Below are 19,800 nucleotides of genomic sequence, written 5' to 3'. Positions count from 1 at the left end.
GCCGGGGGTGGCGCGGCCGTGAATAATCGGCAGGCTCCCCTCCCTTTTGGGGAGGGGCCGGGGGGGGTGCCCTCCGCGGGCCACCCTAAAAAAATACCGGAGCCGCTAAGTGCCGCTCCGGTATCAACTATCCTACTTGTTCTCTCAACTCAAAAACCCGGGTTCTGCGGCAGGCCCCAGGTTTGGGCGTCGTTCAGCTCGATGGGCAGCAGCGGAATCGGGTTCACCACGCCGGCGGTGATGCTGTGCGTTTGGGCGCGGGCGGCCACGGCGGCGGGCAGCACGCCGAAGTAGCGGCCGGTGCGCACCAAGTCCCAGAAGCGCAGCGACTCCTCAGCAAATTCCACCCGGCGCTCGTGCCAGATGGCGTTCAGCAGGGCCTGGCCCGTGAGGCTGGCGTTAAGGTCGGGCAGGGTGCCGGCGGGCGTGTTGGCCGCGTCGTAGGCCGTGCTGCCCACGGTGGTGCCGGGGGGCCGGGTCGAGACGCGGGCGCGGGCGCGCACCTGGTTGACGAGGGCGATGGCCTCGCTGGGCTTGCTGAGCTGGGCGGCGGCCTCGGCCTTCATCAGCAGAATGTCGGAGTAGCGCATCTTACGAATGTTTTGGGGGCCCGACTGCACGGCGGCCGGGGGCACGATGGCCACCTTGCGGCTGAGGTAGCCAGTGGCGTTCTCGGAGGGGTCCACCACGTTTTTCACCCCTAGCACCACGTCGCCGTCCTTAATCAGGGTCACTTCCTTGCGCGGGTCGTTGGCCTCAAACTCGTTCACCAAGCTCGTGGTGGGGTTGTTGAAGCCGTAGCCGAAGGTCTTGCGGTTGTTCTGAAACACGTTGTTGGTCGTGCCAATCGAGATGGGACCGTAGGTGTCGTTGTTGGTGCCGAACTGAATCTCGAACAGCGACTCGCTGCTGTTCTCGCCAATGTCCTGGTGGATGGCGGCGTAGTTCGGATACAGGCTGTACTGGTTGGAGGTAATGATGGTGCTCGTCAAATCGTACACTTCCTGCCAGGTGTGCTTGTTGGTATTGTCGGTGCCCAGCTGGTACATATAGATGCGGGCCAGGTAGCCGTTGGCGGCTCCCTTGGTGGCGCGGCCCAGGTCCCCGCTGGCGTAGCCGCTCTTTTCGGGCAGCATGGTGGCGGCGTTCTTCCAGTCGCTTTCAATGAAGGCGTAGGTTTCGGCGATGCTGGCCCGCTTCACGCTGGCCGACTCGCCCGGCAGCACCGGCTGGCTGAACAGCGGCACGCCCCCGAACGACTTGACCAGGTTAAAGTAGAAGTAGCCCCGCAGAAAATACGCCTCGCCCTTGAGGCGCGTCTTCAGGGCCGCGTCGATGGTGCCCGCGTCGATGTTGTTGAGCACCGTGTTGGCGCGGGCGATGCCCGTGAAGCTATGCACCCAGAGCGTGGTGAGCGGCGAGTTGGCCGGCGTCATCGTCCAGGTTTTCAGCTCGGTCAGGGGCGTGAAGTCGCTGGGCGTGCTGCCCTTCTCAGCGTCGTCGGTCATCACGTCGCCAAACATCCACTCGTAGGTCTGGCCCACGTAGTCGCCCACCCCAAACTTGGGCCCCTGGTCCCAGCTGGCCACGTCGTACACGCCGTTGATGGCCTGCACGGCGTTGGTGGGGTCGTTAAAGAGGTTGCCCTGCGTGATGGTCCCTATGGGGTCTTTGTCGAGAAACGACTTGCAGCTCTGGGAGAAAACCAGGGCCGCCGAAAGCGCCAGCAGGCGCGTTGCGCGCATTGTATTCATGGTAGGTATAGCGGGCGGGAAAGGAATTAGAATTGCACGTTGAGGCCCAGGCGGTAGGTGCGCGGCTGGGGGTAGTTGCCGAAGTCCACGCCGAAAGCCAGCGGGTTGCCGTAGTAGCCGCTCGAGGAAATCTCGGGGTCTAGGCCGCGGTACTTGGTGATGGTGAACACGTTATCGACCGAGGCGAACACCCGCAGGCCGTTCACCTTGTAGCGGCCTAGAAAGTCCTTGGGCAGCGAATAGCCCAGCTCCATGTTGCGGGCGCGCAGGTAGCTGGCGTCCTCCACGTAGCGGCTGCTGAACTTGTCGTTGTAGCCCCCGCCGTTGTTGGTGTCGTTGGACGTCACGCGCGGCTGGTCACTATTCGGGTTGCTGGGCGTCCAGCGGTCGATGCGGTCGGCGTAGAAGTTGGTCCAGAGGCCGGCGAAATTGCTCGACTTGCTCAGGTTGAAAGCGGCGGCGTTCACGGCCTCGGCGCCCTGCACGCCGTAGAGCAGAATCTTGAAGTCGAAGCCGACGTAGCTCAAATTCAGCGAGGCGCCGTAGGTGAAGCGCGGGGTGGCGCTGCCCAGGTAGGTGTTGTCGGTGGCGTCAATCTTGCCGTCGCCGTTGATGTCGCGGTAGCGCACATCGCCGGGCTGGGCGCCGGGCTGCAGGGCCGTGCCCGCCGCGTTCTTGTAGCTATCTACCTCGGCCTGCGAGTGGAACACGCCGTCGGCCTGCAAGCCGTAGAAATAGGCAATCTCGTGGCCCACGTCGGTGCGGGTGGTGTTGCCAATCTGCGAGAGCACGTTGCCGCTCGAAATCGGCGTGGCGCCCCCTAGGTCAGTGATGACGTTGGTGATGCGCGTGAAGTTCACGTTGGCGCTGTATTGCAGCTTGCCCACCTGGTTGCGGTAGTTCAGGGCCAGCTCCACGCCGCGGTTGCGCAGCGAGGCCACGTTGGCGGCGGCCGGGGCCTGGCCGCTGTAGTCGGGCACCGGCAGCAGGGCAATCATGTGCTCGGTCTTGCGCACGAAGTAGTCGCCCGTGAACGTGAGGCTATTATCCAGAAACGACAGGTCCAGGCCCACGTCGGTGGTCACGGCCGTTTCCCAGCGCAGGTTGGGGTTGCTCAGCGTGGCGATGGCCAGGCCGGGCGCCTTCGTTTGGCCGGGGCCAAAGACGTAGTTCTGGTTGTTGGTGGCCACCGAGGCGTAGCCGTAGTTGGGGGCGGCGTTCTGGTTGCCCACCGCGCCGTAGCTGCCGCGCACCTTAACCTGGGTCACGGCCGTGATGCCCTTCATAAACTCCTCGTTCGAGAGGTTCCAGGCCGCGCCCACCGACGGGAACGTGCCCGTGCGGTTGCTCCCTAGGAAGCGCGAGGTCTGGTCGAAGCGCAGGGTACCCGTCACCAGGTAGCGGTCGCGGAAGTTGAAGTTGGCCCGGCCGAAGTACGAGAGCAAGCCGCTGTCGTACTGCGTGCTGCGCACGGAGGAGGTAGCCGAGCGGGCCGCCGAGATGTACTGCAGGGTGGCATCGGCCGGCACGTCGTAGCCCGTGATGGAAATGCCGTTGCCGTAGGCGCGCTGCGCTTCCTGCCCGAGGGTGGCCGAGAACGAGCTGCCGTTGCCCAGGTCCAGGTTGTAGTTGGCGTAGTTCGACCACACCCAGGCCACGCTCTCGTTGCGGCTCTCCACCAGGTCGCTCTGCGAGCGCTGGTCGTTGGGCCCCAGGTAGTACTGCGGCTGGTAGAGCTTGGGGTGGTTGTTGGCGTAGGTGATGCCGAAGGTCGAGCGGAAGGTTAATCCTTTTAGCAGGGTCACGTCCAGGTAGCCGTTCGAGAATAGCGACGTGTTGTAGGTCTTATTGGTTTGCTGCTCCACGAGGTAGCGCGCCAGGTTGGGCGTGAAGCTCGTGATGGTATTATAAGTGTACGAGCCGTCGGGGTTGTAGGGCCCGATGAGCGGGCTGGCCTGGATGGCGTTCTGCAGCACGGTGCTGTAGAAGGCGTTGCCGGTGCCGTCGCCCGCGCCCGTGAGGTTGCTGGCCTGGAACGTGGCCGAGGCACCCGCCTTGATGCGCTTGGTGAGCACGATGTCGTCGTTGAGGCGCACCACGTACTTCTTAAAGCCCGAGGCCTGGATGATGCCGTTCTGCTGGAAGTAGCTGCCGCTCACCAGGTAGCGGTTCTGCTCGGTGCCGCCCGAGGCCGTGAGGCTGTAGTTGGTAATCAGGCCCTTCTGCGTCACCAAATCTTGGTAGTTAGTGCCCGCCGCGCCGCTTTGCAGCGAGCTGGCCAGCAGGGGCGCGTAGTCGGAGGGCACGGTGCCGCCGCCGTTGGCGTAGGCCTCGGTCACGAGCGTGGCGTACTGCTGGGCGTTGGTCAGGGGCAGCTCGCGCCGGATTTCCTGAAAGCCGGTGTAGCCGAAGAGGTTGAACTGCGTGGCGCCCGCCTTGCCGTGCTTGGTGGTGATGATGACCACGCCGTTGGCGCCCCGGCTGCCGTAGATGGCCGTGGCCGAGGCGTCCTTCAGAATCTCGGTCGACTCGATGTCGATGGGCAGCAGAAAGCTGATGTCGCTGGTTTGAATGCCATCGACCACGTAGAGCGGGTCGGCGTTGTTGATGGTGCCCACGCCCCGGATGCGGATGCGGGTGCCGGCGCCCGGCTGCCCGCTGTTGGCGGTGATGGTGACGCCGGCGGCCCGGCCCTGCAGGGCCTGCACCGGGTCGGCGGTGGCCACCTGCGTCAGCTGCTGGCCGGTGACGGTGGCCACGGCGCCCGTCAGGTCGCTCTTGCGCTGGGTGCCGTAGCCCACCACCACCACGTCGTTGAGGCTCTGCGCGTCGGCGTCGAGGGCGATGCGCAAGTCGGTTTGGTTGCCCACGGCTACTTCCTGGGTCTTGGAGCCTACCGAGCTAATTACTAAGGTGGTAGCCCCGGCCGGCAAGCTCACCTGGAAGCTGCCGTCGGCCCCGGCCGTAACGCCGGTGGTGGTGCCTTTCACGAGCACCGTAGCGCCGGGCAGGGCGTCGCCTTTGCTGTCGGTCACGACTCCGCGCACGGCCCGCTGCTGCGCAAACGCCAGCGAGGTGCTGCACACCAACACCGCCGCCGTTTGTAGAAAAGTCCTCATAGAGCTGAGTTAAGAATTTAGGTGAGAATTGAGTAGTCAAAGGTGGCAGGCAGCCAACAGTATTTTCTAATGAAATTTTAGCATTTGCTTGTATTAAAATGCGGGCCGCGCTGCCGGGCATTGCGGCGATTCAGCGCTTGTTACTTGCTTACAAGCAATTATTTTCATCCCCTTCAATCGCCCGCAAACAGATAATTTTATAGCACCCGTCGCAATCGTTTTGGGCGCCCGCGCCCCTAGGGTCCGGCGCTGGCCCGCCGCGCCCTACCGCACGCCGGTGCGCACGACCTGGTTTTTGGGCACGCCTGCCACGGCGGCCCCGGTGCCGTCGCGCAGCACCACTGCCTTGGCCTGCGGGTTGGTAGGCGCCCCGGTGCCCCGAAACCCGCTGACGCGCAAGTCCTGAAAGTGGTTAACCTCCAGGCCGTTGCTCAGGAAAGTAGCCCTAGGGCCAACCCAGCACAGGGTAAAGTCGCGGATGGTGAGCCCCTGCACGTGCTCAGCCAGCAGGCCCGGAATGTCGCGGGCAAACAGGCCCACCCTAGGGTCGAGGTTGCCGCGCAGGTCGACGTTGCCGCCGGCCACGTCGTTGAGGGGGCTAGCCACAAAGTCGAAGGTGACGTTGTTGAACGTCACGTCCTTAATTACGCTTTCGGCGCTGCCGTACACCAAAATGCCGTTTTCGCCCCGGCAGGTGATGTTGTTGAACTGCACGTTGCGAATCTGCCCCAGGGGCACGCTGGTATCGGCGTTGCCCCGGACGGCGGAGAGGTGAATCGGCTCGCCGTTGCCCCACCAGTCGCCGGTGCGCAGCCGGGTTTCGATGCGGATGTTGCTGAACGTCAGGTTTTCCAGCGAGCCCTCGTCGCGCAGGCAGATGTTGATGCCCCGCGTCGAGTTGGTGATGTTGCAGTTGCTCACCGTCACGTTGCGCACCGGGTTCTGGTCGAGGTAGCCGATGCGAATGCCGCTGCTGGCCGACTGCAGGTTGCAGTTGGTGATGACGATATTCTCCGACGCCCGGCGCCGGCGGTGAAAGCCCGGAATCTCGAAGTGGTGGTTGTAGCCGCCCACCACCAGCGCATCGTCGCCGGCCTGAATGTCGCAGTCGCTCACCGTCACGTTCTGGCAATCCGTGAAGTCGATGCCGTCGGCGTTGGGTACGAGCAGGCCCGAGTAGAGCCGCACGCCCGTCACGGCCACGCCCGTGCAGTCGGCAAAGTGCAGCGTCCAGAAGGGCGAGTTGAGGAGGCTGACGTTGCTGACGCGCACGCGCTGGCACTCCGAAAAGACGACCATCTGCCGGGGCCGGTCGCGGGGCACCACCGGCCCGTCGCCAATGCCGCTGGCCACGTGGCGGTAGTTGCTTTTCTGGCGGGTGTAGCGCGTGGTGGCCGTGTCGAGGGTTTTGGCCCGGGTAAAGTCGTAGAATACCGGGTTATTACCATCGACGGTACCCTGACCGGTAATGGCCACGTTTTCAGCATTTTCGGTAAAGAGCATGCCGTAGTAGTTCTGCCCGTATTCCGGCAGGGTGTAGGCGTGGTAGTCGGCCAGGTTGGCGCTGCCCTTCAGCACCGCGCCGCTGGCCAGGTGCAGCTCCACGTTGCTTTTCAGGAAAACCGTGCCGATGACGTAGGTACCGGCCGGCACCTCCACCGTGCCGCCGCCGGCCTGGTTACAGGCATCCACGGCCTGCTGCAGCGCCCGCGTGGCCACGGTGTGTCCGTCGCCGGTAGCGCCGTAGCCTTTGATGGAGTAGGTTTGGGCCGAGGCAGTGAGCGCCGGTAGCAGGCAGGCGAGTAGGCAGAGCTTGGCAGGCATGGGTGGGAAAGGGGGAGTGTATAGACGCGCTGGAGGCAGCCCCACCCCCGGCCCCTCCCCTGCGGGGGAGGGGAGCCACGGCGGCGCGCTACCATAATCGTCAGGCTCCCCTCCCCCGCAGGGGAGGGGCCAGGGGTGGGGCTAGCCGGCGCAGCATTTCCAGGCAGGCGCGGCCGTTGTGGTAGGGGCACTTCCAGAGGCCGGCCTTGTCTTGGCCGGGCATGGGCGAGTAGTCGGGGCGCACGCCCCAGTACCACTCGCCGCGGGCGCGGTCGAGCAGGTGCTGCTGGATGAAGCGCCAGGCGCCTGCGCTCAGGTCGCGGAAGTGCGGGTCGCCGCTTACCTGGTAGGCGTTGTAGAAGCCCACTATGGCCTCGGCCTGCACCCACCAGTGGCGGTCGGCGTCGTAGTGGCCGCCAGGAGCTAGCTCATAGCGCAGGCTACCGTCGGGGGCCAGGCCCTCGGCGGCGGCGCGGGCCAGCTGCACGGCCACCTGCCGGAAGTGGCGGACGAGGCCCGGCTCGGCGAGGGTCTGGGCGGCTTCGAACAGCAGCCAGGCGGCTTCCACGTCGTGGCCGAAGGAGATCACGTCGGGCTGCGGCTGCCAGCTGGCGTCGAAAAACAGCGTGAGGTGGTGGCTGCGCGCGTCGAGGAAGTGGTCGGCAAAATCGAGCAGCAGGGCTTTCAGCTGCCGGCGCAGCCTGGGGTCGGGCCATACCTGGTAGAGCGTGGCGTAGGCCTCCAGGATGTGGAGGTGGGTGTTCATGGTTTTCGGCGCGTCGGCGTCCTTGGCGCTCAGGCGCACCTCGGCCAGCGGCTGCCAGTCGCGCCCAAACGCCTCGAAGTAGCCGCCACGCTCCGCGTCGAAGCTGCGCGCCTCGATGGTGTCGAACAGCGCCTGCGCGTGCCCTAGGGCCGCCGCCTCGCCGCTGGCGCGGTGGTACTCGGCCAGGGCATAAAGGCTGAAGGCCAGCGCGTAGAGCTGCTTCTTGGTGTCAAGCGGTTGCCCTAGGTAATCTACCGTCCAGTATACGCCGCCGTGCGCGGGGTCGAGGAAGTGGGTGGTGAGGTAGTCGTAGGCCCGCCGGGCCAGGGTTAGGTGCGCCGGGTCGCGGGTGTGCCCGTAGGCCGCCGCGAACGTCCACAGGATGCGCGCGTGCAGCACCGACCCCTTGGGGGCCAGCGGGTTGGGCTGGTTATCATTGTCGAGCTGGCCGTAGAAGCCGCCGTGCTTGGGGTCGGGCACGTGGGTGGCCCAGTAGCGCAGGATGTTGGCTAGCTCCTGCTCGAAGTCGGCGGCTTGCAGCATCGTTCAAGTGGGGGCCTCACCCCCCGGCCCCCTCTCCTTCAGAGAGGGGGAGCCGAGGCGGCGCGGACGTTTGCTTTTATTAAGAAATCGCTAGGTTCCCCCTCTCTGAAGGAGAGGGGGCCGGGGGGTGAGGCCTCCCCTACCGCGCCGCCTGGGCCACCAGCTCCGCCACGGTGGGCGGGGGCACGGCCAGGTTCTTGTCAATGAGCTGGTTGATTTGCGCTACCGAGGCGGCCGAGCGCAGCCCGTCGGGGGGCGTGTTGGTCACGTAGTCGAGCAGCTGGGGCAGGGTGGAGGTGGCCACGTGCAGGCGCGTGTCGGCCGAGGCGTAGTAGATGAACACCCGGCCGTCGGGGTCCAGAATCCAGCCGTTGCCGAAGGCCACGTTCGAGACGTCGCCCACGCGCTCGTCGCCTTCGGGGGCCAGGAAGTAGCCGGCCGGCTTGTGGGTGATGCGCGTCAGGTCGTGCAGGTCGGTCAGGAACAGGTAGAGCACGTAGCGCAGGCCGGCAGCGGTGTTGCGCACGCCGTGGGCCAGGTGCAGCCAACCCTGCGCGGTTTTGAGCGGCGCGGGTCCCAGGCCGTTCTTGGCCTCCGCGATGGTGTGGTACTGCTTTTTGTCGATGATGACCTCCTGCTCGATGCACGCCGGCGCGATGGCCGCCGACAGCCCGAAGCCGATGCCGCCGCCCGCGCCAGCCTCGATGAAGCCGTCCTGCGGGCGGGTGTAGAAGGCGTACTGGCCCTGCACCAGTTCGGGGTGCAGCACCACGTTGCGCTGCTGGGCCGAGGTGGTAGTCAGGTCGGGCAGGCGCTCCCAGGCCGCCAAGTCCTTGGTGCGGGCGATGCCGCAGCGGGCCACGGCGGCCGACTGGTCGGCCTCGGGGGCGGCGGGGTCGCGGCGCTCGGTGCAAAACAGGCCGTATACCCAGCCATCCTGGTGGGCCACCAGGCGCATGTCGTACACGTTGGTATCGGGCTCGTCGGTTTCGGGCAGGGTGATGGGGCGCTCCCAAAAGCGGAAATTATCGACGCCGTTGGGGCTTTCGGCCACCGCGAAAAACGACTTGCGGTCGGCCCCCTCCACCCGCGCCACCACCACGTAGCGGCCCTGCCAGCGGATGGCCCCAGCATTGAAGACGGCGTTCACCCCGAAGCGCTCCATCAGGAAGGGGTTGGTGGCGGGGTTGAAGTCGTAGCGCCAGGTTAGCGGAGCGTGGGCGGCCGTCAGCACCGGGTGCTGGTAGCGGGTGAAGATGCCGTTGCCGAGCGCCTCGGGCGCGTTGGGGCGGTGCAGCAGCTCGTGCTGGGCGGTGTGCAGCTGGTGCAGGCGGTGGGTAAAGGAAGAGACCATTTTTCTTAGCTATTAGCTGCTAGCTATTAGCTGTTAGCTAGCAGCTTTTCATGAAGTTGATGAGCAGTATCTTGCTCTAGAAAAAAGCTGCTAGCTAACAGCCAATAGCTAGCAGCTGACCACTAATCAATCATCGGCCAGGCGGTTCCACCAGGTCTTTTTCAGGATGAAGCCCACCACCACCAGCAGCGCCACCGTGATGGCCAACGGACCGTGCTGGCGCAGCAACAGGTACATGGGTAGGATGGTGAGCGCCAGCTGGGCCACGATGCCTAGGGCCACGTTCAGCATGTTGCGCCCGAAGTTGCGGTTGGACTGGAAGCCCGGCTCCTGGGCTTGCACCTGGGCCAGCACCGGGCCCCAGAAGCCCCAGGGCCGCACGGTGCGGTAGAAGTGCTGGAGCACGGCCGGCTCGGTGGGCGGGGCCAGGTAGGTGCCGGCCACCGAGCCGGCCAGCGACACGCCGAACAGCACCGGAAACCAGTACAGCAGCTGGCTGGCCGGGGCGAAGGCGCCCAGCACCATCGCCGCCGCGATGCCCACCGCCATGCCCCAGAAGAAGCCCGTGGCGTTGAAGCGCCACCAGTGCCACTTGAGCACGTTGGCCGCGATGTAGCCGCCATAGAGCGCCGACACGATGAACTGCAAGACCGTGTTTACATCCTTGGCCAAAAAGCCCAGGGCCACCCCGAGCGTCACCACCCCCACGCCCACCAGGTAGTTCATCGAGATGATGCGCCGGGTGCTGGCGTGCGGATTTATGTACTTGATATAGATGTCGTTGACCACGTAGGCCTGCGCCGCGTTCACGGTGCCGCTGAACGTGCCCATGAACGCGCCCAGCAGGCCCGTGAGCACCAGCCCCACCAGCCCGGTGGGCAGGAAGTTGTTGATGGTGAGCGGCAGAATGCGCTCGAAGTCGATGCTGCCGTCGGGCGCCTTGAGGTTGAGCTGGTGGTAATAAAGCAGCCCCAGGATGGTGAGGCCCACGATGAGCGCGTAGCGGATGGGCAGCAGGATAATCGACACGAAGCCGCTCATCTTGCTGGCGTCGATGGGCGAGCGCGTGCTCAGGATTTTCTGCATGTCGTAGTTGGGCGCCGGCCCGGCCAGCGACGCGAACACGCCCTTGAAGGCCATCATCATGAAAAAGATGCCGAACAGCGAGTACCCATCGGCGGCAATCTTGCTGTTGACCGCCGGGATGAGCCGCGACCAGTCGAGCCCCAGGCGCCAGCCGAAGAAGGGGTTGAACCAGCCGGCGGGCACCGCCAGCTCGTGCCCGCGCAGGCGCAGGTAGGCAATGGTGGCGATGGCCACGCAGGCCACCGTCATCACGGCGTACTTAATAATATCGCCCAGCACAATGCTGTGCATACCGCCCAGAATGGAATAGAACGTAGCAAAGAGCGTGAACACGATGCCGTAGAGGTGCGGCACGTACTGCGGCGCCACCGCGAAGGGCACGTAAGGCTTGACCAGGCTCCAGGGGATGAAGATTTCCATGAACTTGCCCAGCCCCACGAAGCCGTAGGCCAGAAACCCCAGGCAGCTGAGCAGGGCGAAGGCAATGACCACCTGGTGCGAGGCCGTGACGCCCGGCCCGCGCTGCCCGAAGCGGGTGGCCAGCCACTCGGCGCCGGTGCTGGCGTTGGAGCGGCGCAGCCAACGCGAGAGGTACATCATGAGGAAAACCTGGTTGAACACCGGCCACAGCCAGGGTATCCAGATGCTTTTCATGCCGTACACGAAGCAGAGGCTCACCATCCACATGGTGCCGCTGATGTCGAACATGTCGGAGGCGTCGCTCAGGCCCAGCTTGTACCAGGGTAGGGTTTTGCCGCCGAGCAGGTAGCTGTCTTTGTTTTGGCTGGCTTTCTTGCGGTAGTAGAGACCGATACCCACCGTGGTAAGCAGGTACGCGGCAATCAGTAAAAAATCAAGCAGGTGGAGCTTCATGCACAAACGTAGGCGTGCCGGGCGCCGCGGCTGGGCGCGGCGCCCGCTGCCTAGGGTGGGAATTGGGATGGCGCAAAGGTCCGCCGCTTCTTTCCCCGCGCATAATACTTTTATTGCGTTTGCTTGTATTTATTTGGCTCGTGCGCTTGGGCATTGCGCGACCCTAGGGGTTATAAGTAGCCCTGGGGCCGCGCAAGGTATTTTTTGAACGTAGTGGAAGTAATGAGTACTACTGATAGTATTTTGCTGGTAATTGGCAACTTTGCCGAAGTAGTATTACCTAAAAAAGGGTGATTAAAAGCCTGGTCATGCTCATCTGGCGTCCGCTTGCCGAAGCATCTTGGCTGGCCGAAACCCGCATGATTACCGCCAGCCAAGATGCTTCGGCAAGCGGACGCCAGATGAGCATGACGTTCTATTGTGGGCTTTCTAACAATGCTTACACCTTTTCCCTACCTCACGCTTACCAGCTACTCCCCACCCAATCAGCTATTTACCCTATGAAACAGGAGATTATGCGTGAAATCACGCCGCTCACTCAGAGCGACTGTTTCATGCTGTTTTCACGGGTGAAGGAGAAGTTCGATTTTCCGCTGCACTACCACGAGGAGTACGAGCTGAACCTCATCCTGAACGCCGGCGGGGCCAAGCGCATCGTGGGCGACCACGTAGAGGAAATCGGCGACGCCGAGCTGGTGCTGGTGGGCCCCAACCTCTACCACGCCTGGTTTACGCACAAGTGCCAGGGCAAGCAGATTCGGGAGCTGACCATCCAGTTTCACCGCGACCTGTTTGAGGACCGGCTGCTGCGGCGCAACCAGCTCAGCTTCATCAAGGCCATGTTCGACATGGCGCAGCGCGGCATCCTGTTCGCGCCCGACACTATCGAGCGCCTGCTGCCGCGCCTGCTAGGCCTGGAGCACAAGCACGGCTTCGACTCGGTGCTAGAGTTGTTTTCCATCCTGCACGACTTGTCCACGTCGCGCAACATGCGGCTGCTCTCCACCAGCTCGGCCGATAATGAGCAGCCCAACCACCACAGCCGCCGCCTCGAAAAGGTATTCACCTACATGAACACTCACTACAGCCGGGCCATCACGCTGGCCGAGGTGGCCAAGGTGGCCAACATGCCCGAAACCTCGTTCAGCCGCTTCATCAAGAAGCGCTTGGGTAACACCTTCACCGACAGCCTGAACGAGATACGGCTGGGCCACGCCACGCGCCTGCTCATCGACACCACCCACAACGTGACGGAGGTGGCCTACAAGTGCGGCTTCAACAACATCTCTAACTTCAACCGCACCTTCAAAAAGCGTAAGGGCTGCACCCCCAAGGAGTTTCGCAGCAACTACGCCGGCAGCCGGATATTTATTTGAGCGCGTGTAATCGCCCTGGTGGCGGGACCGCACCCCCCTAGGGCTGCCCCTGCACGGCACCACCCACCCACTGGTCAGTGCGGAAGGGGGCGGCGGGCAGGCCCTCGCGGTTGTAGAGGTTGCCGGTTGGGTTGTTGGCCCAGTCGTAGCGCACGGCTACGGGCGCGGGCACGGCGGCGCAGGTTAGCACCACCTCCGCGCCCGCCAGCGTGCCCGAGGCCCAGTGAAACTGGTGGTCGGCCCCGGCCACGGCGAAGCCCGTGAGCGTGGTGGTGCCGGTGCGCAGCTGCAAGCCGGCGCTGGCATTGGCGAACTTGACGTGCACCTGGCCATTGGCTACGCGCATGCTTTGGTAGGTGGGGCCGGCTGCCACTACCTGCTGGTCGCCGTAGGCCACCTGGCGCGCCACCAGGGCCAGGCGGTGGCCCACGTCCTGCTTATTAGCCGGGTGGATGTCGGCACCCTCGCCCAGGTCGATGGCTACGGCCATGCCGGTGTGGGGCAGGGCTAGGGCCTGGGCTTGCGCCTCGCGCAGCTCGGCCCAGTCCGACTTGGCCGGCAGCGGCGTTTCCTTGGTGAAGTTGGCCAGCTGCACGAACAGGAAGGGCAGCGCGGGCTGGCCGAAGCGCTGGCGCCAGTCGCGGATAAGGGCCGGAAACAGCGTACGGTACTGCGCCGCCCGGTCCACGTTGCTCTCGCCCTGGTACCAGATGATGCCCTTGAGGGCATAAGGGAGCAACGGGGCAATCATGCCGTTGTAGAGCACGGTGGGCGTATTCTGGGCGTTTTTATCGGGCGTGGCGGGCGCCGCCAAGCTGGCTACTTTGTCTTTGAAGTCGGGCAGCTGCGCTAGGACCTCGGGGCTGACCCAGGCCTCGGCCGGGGTGCCGCCCCAGGGGCTGCTGATGAGGCCAATGGGCACCTGGTAGCGCTGGTAGAGGTCGCGGGCGAAGAAGTAGCCCACGGCCGAGAAGCTGCCCGCCGTAGCCGGGCTGCACTCCTGCCAGCTGTAGCCCTCGTTCTCGGCCTGCGGCTGGTAGGCCACGGTTTTCTTCACCGTAAACTGCCGAATCTGCGGGTAGTTAGCGGCGGCCACTTCTTGCTCGGCAATGAGGGGCAGCGGGTAGGCGCCGGGCTTGGGGGCGTTGGGGTCGCGCAGCGGCAGTTCCATGTTCGACTGCCCCGAGGCCAGCCACACGTCGCCCACCAAAATATCCTGCACCGTGAGGGTGTTCTGGCCCTGGATGGTCATGGTGTAAGGCCCGCCGGCGGGCATGGCCGGCAGCATCACCTGCCACCGCCCCCCCGCTGCGGGCGTGGCCGAGTAGCTGTGGCCCCGGAACGTGACCGTGACTTGCTCGCCGGGCGCGGCCCAGCCCCACACGGGTACCGGCACGTTGCGTTGCAGCACCAGGTGGTCGCCCACCAGGGCGGGCAAGCGCACGGTGGCGCGGGCCCCTAGGGGGCTCGCCAGGGCGGCGGCGAGCGCCAGAGCCAGGGTGGTTTTCATACTCTCAGGGGGCGAAAGGGTGGGATAGTTGCGCAGAGGTGCGGGGGTAGGGAAGCTGGTTAGAAAATCGCTCAAATTGAAAAAGAACGTCATGCTGAGCTTGCCGAAGCATCTCTACCACGTCACTAACTCCTGCCGTTGGGATTACTGCTGCGGTAGAGATGCTTCGACAGGCTCAGCATGACTTTTGCCTTAGCTACCTACTACCTGCATATGCACCCTAGCTTCTCGGCTACCGGCGCCCCCAGGGCACCGGCCGGGCGCCGCAGGACTTTTGCTTTATTCAATTTGATTTTTCAGCCGCAAGTACGGTAACGCCTGCCTTTCTTTGCGCAGTACTAAAACCTATTAGCGGGCAGCTACCGGCTTTTTGCGCGGCCCCGCGGCTTGGCGTCAGCCGGCGGCCCGGGGCAGCCAGCGGCCTGCTCCGGCTGATGTGCTCCTTTCCCACCCCCATGCGTACCACCTACCTCCTGCTAAGCGGGCTGCTGCTGCTGGCCTCGGCAGGCCGGGCCCAGCGCCTCACCGCCTACCACGTCAAATCGCCCGATGGGCAGCTCGATTTAAGCGTGCAAGTGGGCCCCACCATTGAGTGGGCGGTGCAGCACGCGGGTACGCCCATTATCACACCGTCGGCCCTGGCGCTGACGTTGGCCAGGGGCGAGGTGCTGGGCCGGAATGCCGTGGTGGCCAGCGCCAAGACCGAGGCGGTGAATACGACCATCGCCAGCCCGATTTACAAGAAAAGCCAGGTAGTTGACCACTACAACCAGCTGACGCTGACCTTAAAGGGCAATTACGGTCTGGTGCTGCGCGCCTACAACGACGGGGTGGCCTACCGCTTCTTCACCCGGCGCAAGGGCCGCTTGACGGTGCAGCGCGAGCAGGCTACCTTCAACTTCGCCCAGGATTTTCCGGCCCTGGTGCCGCTGGTGCGCGACCTGCGCGTGCCCACCGACCCCTACATGTCGTCGTTCGAGAGCTTGTACTCGCCGCTCAAGCTCTCGGCCATCAAGCCCGATACGCTGGCGTTTCTGCCGGCGCTGGTGGAAGTGAGCGGCGGCAAGAAGGTGGTGGTGCTGGAATCGGACGTGGAGGACTACCCCGGCATGTTCGTGCAAGCCAACGGCGCGGCCGCGCCCGGCCTGCATGGCGACTTCGCCCGCTACCCGGCTAAAGAAGTAGCTGGCGGCTTCCACAACATGCAGCTAGTAGTGCCCGAGCGGGCCAACTTCATCGCCCAAACCAGCGGCACGCGCAGCTTTCCGTGGCGGGCGGTGGTGGTGAGCACCGACGACAAAGCTCTGCTCGACAACGATATGGTGTACAAGCTCGCGGCCCCGTCGCGGGTGAAGGATGTGTCGTGGATAAAGCCCGGCAAGGTGGCCTGGGACTGGTGGAACGACTGGAACCTGACCCACGTCGATTTCAAGGCCGGCATCAACACACTCACCTACAAGTACTACATCGACTTCGCGGCGGCCAACAAGCTGGAATACGTAATTCTGGACGAGGGCTGGTCGCAGGAAACCAATATTCTGCAGGTGGTGCCGGCCATCGACCTGGCCGAGCTGATTGCCTACGGCAAGCAGAAGGGTGTGGGCATTATCCTGTGGGCCAACTGGCACGCCATCAGCGAGAAGATGGAGGCCGCCTACGCGCAGTACGCTAAAACGGGCGCCAAGGGCTTCAAGATTGACTTTCTGGACCGCGACGACCAGAAGATGGTCGAATCGTCGTACCTGCTGGCCCGCCGGGCGGCCGACTACCACCTGCTGGTGGATTTCCATGGCATGCACAAGCCCGACGGCTTGCAGCGCACCTATCCCAACGTGCTCAACTACGAGGGCGTGAAGGGCCTGGAAAACAGCAAGTGGACGCTCCACGACGACGTGCCGCGCTACGATGTAACCATCCCCTTCATCCGGATGGTGGCCGGGCCGATGGACTACACGCCCGGCGCCATGCGCAACGCCACCGAGGCCGAGTTCCACCCCAGCAACGCGCTGCCCATGAGCCAGGGCACCCGCTGCCACCAACTCGCGATGTACGTGGTGTTTGAGGCTCCGCTGCAAATGCTGGCCGACAGCCCCAGCGCCTACCAGAAGGAGCCCGAAAGCACCAATTTCATCGCCCAGGTGCCCACCACCTTCGACCAGACGGTGGCCCTGGCCGGCCAGGTGGGCGAGTGCGCCGCCCTGGCCCGCCGCCAGGGCCGCACCTGGTACGTGGGCGCCCTCAGCAACTGGACCGCCCGCGACCTCACCCTGGACTGCGCCTTCCTAGGGCCCGGCACCTACGAAATGGTGCTCTTCCGCGACGGCCCCAACGCCGACCGCGACGCCACCGACTACCAGCGCGAGGTGCGCCGCGTCACGGCCCAGGACAAGCTCGCGCTGCACCTGGGCAGCGGCGGCGGCTGGGCCGCCCGCATCTACCCGGTGCAGTAGGCGCTGGGGTCACCCTCCGTGGGTAACCTCACCCCCTAGCCCCCTCTCCCGTGGAGAGGGGGGACTAGTTTCTAGATTTAGAACTTAGGTTAACCTATTGGTTTTTAGTCTAAAGCTAGATTAGAGCTAGTTCCCCCTCTCCACGGGAGAGGGGGCTAGGGGGTGAGGTTCGCAGAGCCGCGTAGTAGCCACTAGCAAAATACTATTACTCGCCCTCACTCATAAGACCTTGCGCAACAAAGCGCCTCGCACCCCTAGGGGCAGCTTTTACCGGCCCAGATACCATAGGAACACGGCGCGGGTGTTAAATCAGTACAAGTAAATGCTGGTAAACTATTACTCGCGGGCACGGAATCAGCGGACCTTTGCGGCAGCTGTTTTACCCTAGGCTACCTATGGGGCAGCCGGTGCTTAGTTCCATACTATGCGGCGCGGGCTTCGCTACAAACCGGCCGCGCGGTCAGCGCCTTCCTTCCCACCCTTCCTTTCCCGCATTTTCTCCCGTGCGCCTTCTTTCTACTCCGGTGCGGCAGTTGGCCGGCCTGGCGCTGCTGGCCGCTGCCCTGCCCGCCGCCGCGCAGCAACCGGCCGCCGCCGAAACTGGCAAAACCATCCAGCCCATTCTCACCGGCTGGCGCTTTCACCAGGCCGGCAAAGACAACTGGCAGCCCGCCACGGTGCCCGGCTGCGTGCACACCGACTTGCTGGCGACCAAGCAGATACCCGACCCGCTCTACCGCGACAACGAGCGGAAGCTGCAGTGGATTGGCAAAACCGACTGGGACTACGAAACCACCTTCGACGTGACGCCGGCCCTGCTCCAGCGCCAGCACCTGGAGTTGGTGTTCAAGGGCCTCGACACCTACGCCGACGTGACGCTCAACGGCACGCCCCTCTTGCACGCCGACAACATGTTTCGGGAGTGGCGGGCCGAGGCCCGGCCCCTGCTCAAGGCCGGCGCCAACCGCCTGCTGGTGCACTTCCGCTCGCCCCTGAACGAGGTGGCCGACTTGCCCAAGAAGTATGGGTATAACCTGTTTGCCATCAACGACGAGCAGGCCATGGGCTACGTGGGCGACAAAGGCCCGGTGCTGAGCCCCTACACCCGCAAGGCCCCCTACCACTACGGCTGGGACTGGGGCCCGCGCTTCGTGGGCCTAGGCATCTGGCAGCCGGTGCAGCTGGAGGCCTGGGACGCGGCCAAAATCACGGATTTCCACGTGGTGCAGCGGCAGCTGAGCGCCCAGGCGGCTACCCTGGCACTGGCCGTAGAGGTGGAGGGCGCCGCCACCGCCAGCGGCCCGGCCACGCTGGTGCTCGAAACCACCGGCCCCGACGGCCAGCCCGGCCCGCGCCTGGAGCAGGCCCTGACCTTGCAGCCCGGCCGCCACACGGCCACGGCCGAGGTGCAGCTGGCTAGCCCCCAGCTCTGGTACCCGGCCGGCTACGGCGCCCAGCCGCTCTACACCTTCCGGGCGCGGCTGGTGCAGCAGGGCCGCCCGCTCGATGCCGCCCGCACCCGCACCGGCCTGCGCACGCTGGCCCTGCGCCGCGAGAAGGACCTCTACGGCAAGTCGTTTGAGTTCGTGGTGAACGGCATCCCGATTTTCGCCAAGGGCGTGAACTGGATTCCGGCCGACATCTTCCAGACCCGCGTGACCCCTAGGCGCTACCACCAGCTGCTGCAAGCGGCCCGCGACTGCAACATGAACATGGTGCGGGTGTGGGGCGGCGGCATCTACGAAAACCAGTATTTCTACGATACCTGCGATGAGATGGGCCTGCTGGTGTGGCAGGACTTTTTGTTTGCCTGCTCGTTCTATCCCGGCAACCCCGAGTTTACCGACAACGTGCGGCAGGAGCTGACCTACCAAGTGCGGCGCCTGCGCGACCACCCAAGCATCGCCATCTGGGTGGGCAACAACGAGAACGAGGTGGCCTGGCAGCAGTGGGGCGTGCCCGAGAAGATGGGCAGCCACAAGCTGGAGGTGTGGAGCAACTACCTGACCCTCTACCGCGACCTGATACCCACCGTACTGCACGAAAACGACCCCAGCCGGCCCTACTGGTCGTCGAGCCCGTCGTCGGACTTTGAGGACATCGCCGGCTCGCAAACCACCGGCGACATGCACTACTGGGACGTGTGGGGAAGCACGGCCCCCATTTCCGACTACGAGAAGCAGGTGCCGCGCTTCATGAGCGAGTACGGTTTCCAGTCGTTTCCAGAGCTGAAATCGGTGCAGCAGTTTACCCAGCCCGCCGACCTCGACATTGCCTCGCCCGTGATGAAGGAGCACCAGCGCAGCGCCGTGGGCAACCCGCGCCTGACCGAGTACCTGCTGCGCGACTACCGGCAGCCCAAGGACTTCGCCTCCTTCCTATATGTGAGCCAGGTGCTGCAAGCCCAGGCCATCAAGCTCAGCGCCGAGCACCTGCGCCGCAGCCGGCCCCGCACCATGGGTTCGATGTACTGGCAGCTCGACGACTGCTGGGGCGTGGCCTCGTGGTCGAGCATCGACTACTACGGCCGCTGGAAGGCCCTGCAATACTACGCCAAGCGCTTCTACGCCCCGGTGCTGGTGAGCCCCCACGAGGAGGGCGACCAGGTGCGGGTGTACGTGGTATCGGACCGCACCAGCGCCCTAGGGGCCAGCCTGCAAGTACGCCTGCTCGACTTCGCCGGCAAGGTGCTCTACCAGCAAGCCGCCCCACTGCAAGTGGAGCCGCTGACCAGCAAGGCCTACCTCGCTATTCCGAAAGACAAGCTGCTGAAAGGCCGCGACGCCACGAAAGTGGTGCTCAGCTGCGCGCTGACGGCCGGCGGCGCCACCCTCTCCACCAACACCCACTACTTCGCCCGGCCCAAGGACATGGCGCTGCCCAAAGCCGGCATCACCGCCACCTGGCGCCAGGCCACCGACAGCACCTACCAAGTAACGCTGCGCAACAAAACCTTGGCCCGCGAGGTATGGCTGTCGCTAGCCCAGGGCGACGGCTTTTTCGACGACAACTACTTCGACCTGCTGCCCGGCGAAACCAAGACGCTGACCTTCAAAAGCGAAGGCGCCGCCACCCTCGCCGAGCTGCGTCAGCGCCTAGTGGTGCGCACGCTGGCGGAGGCGTTTTAGCGGCGCCAACGATTGGA

General features: G+C 64.6%; 10 protein-coding genes. 3 read left to right on the top strand and 7 right to left on the bottom strand.

The features are described from left to right. Positions 1-149 precede the first annotated feature (149 nt). The 6 genes from HHL22_RS22030 to HHL22_RS22005 form a co-directional block, all read right to left on the bottom strand. The gene (locus HHL22_RS22030) at positions 150-1,754 is read right to left on the bottom strand and encodes a RagB/SusD family nutrient uptake outer membrane protein (protein ID WP_169533596.1); all 1,605 of its coding nucleotides are present in this window, start codon (positions 1,752-1,754) and stop codon (positions 150-152) included. Between the two features lie 26 nt (positions 1,755-1,780). Continuing rightward, positions 1,781-4,873 carry a SusC/RagA family TonB-linked outer membrane protein gene (locus HHL22_RS22025; protein WP_169533595.1) on the bottom strand — a complete coding sequence of 1,031 codons (3,093 nt, stop codon included), beginning with the start codon at positions 4,871-4,873 and terminating at the stop codon, positions 1,781-1,783. 264 nt (positions 4,874-5,137) lie between these two features. Further along, the gene (locus HHL22_RS22020) at positions 5,138-6,697 is read right to left on the bottom strand and encodes a glycoside hydrolase family 28 protein (RefSeq protein WP_169533594.1); all 1,560 of its coding nucleotides are present in this window, start codon (positions 6,695-6,697) and stop codon (positions 5,138-5,140) included. 100 nt (positions 6,698-6,797) lie between these two features. Further along, a complete protein-coding gene (locus HHL22_RS22015; protein ID WP_169533593.1) occupies positions 6,798-8,006 on the bottom strand; it encodes an AGE family epimerase/isomerase in 1,209 nt (402 codons plus the stop codon). A gap of 139 nt (positions 8,007-8,145) precedes the next feature. Then, on the bottom strand, positions 8,146-9,360 hold the full coding sequence (locus tag HHL22_RS22010) for a glycoside hydrolase family 130 protein (RefSeq protein WP_169533592.1): 1,215 nt from the start codon (positions 9,358-9,360) through the stop codon (positions 8,146-8,148). A gap of 126 nt (positions 9,361-9,486) precedes the next feature. After that, positions 9,487-11,319 carry a sodium:solute symporter family protein gene (locus HHL22_RS22005; protein ID WP_169533591.1) on the bottom strand — a complete coding sequence of 611 codons (1,833 nt, stop codon included), beginning with the start codon at positions 11,317-11,319 and terminating at the stop codon, positions 9,487-9,489. Positions 11,320-11,819: 500 nt separating this feature from the next. On the opposite strand from HHL22_RS22005, the gene HHL22_RS22000 reads away from it, so the two are divergent. Beyond that, positions 11,820-12,695, top strand: coding sequence for an AraC family transcriptional regulator (locus HHL22_RS22000; protein ID WP_169533590.1), 876 nt, complete (start codon positions 11,820-11,822; stop codon positions 12,693-12,695). Between the two features lie 37 nt (positions 12,696-12,732). Here the strand turns inward: HHL22_RS22000 and HHL22_RS21995 are convergent, their stop codons facing one another. Continuing rightward, complete coding sequence (locus tag HHL22_RS21995) at positions 12,733-14,205, bottom strand: sialate O-acetylesterase (protein WP_169533589.1); 1,473 nt, start codon at positions 14,203-14,205, stop codon at positions 12,733-12,735. Between the two features lie 455 nt (positions 14,206-14,660). Between HHL22_RS21995 and HHL22_RS21990 the strand changes: the two genes are divergently transcribed. Beyond that, a complete protein-coding gene (locus tag HHL22_RS21990; RefSeq protein ID WP_169533588.1) occupies positions 14,661-16,655 on the top strand; it encodes a glycoside hydrolase family 97 protein in 1,995 nt (664 codons plus the stop codon). 503 nt (positions 16,656-17,158) lie between these two features. After that, on the top strand, positions 17,159-19,783 hold the full coding sequence (locus HHL22_RS21985) for a beta-mannosidase (protein WP_169533587.1): 2,625 nt from the start codon (positions 17,159-17,161) through the stop codon (positions 19,781-19,783). The last annotated feature ends 17 nt before the right edge of the window (positions 19,784-19,800 follow it).

The organism is Hymenobacter polaris (assembly GCF_012927305.1).
GTDB classification, from domain to species: domain Bacteria; phylum Bacteroidota; class Bacteroidia; order Cytophagales; family Hymenobacteraceae; genus Hymenobacter; species Hymenobacter polaris.
Note: the sequence above shows the minus strand (reverse complement) of the source record. Positions and strands in the feature narration are given on the sequence as shown.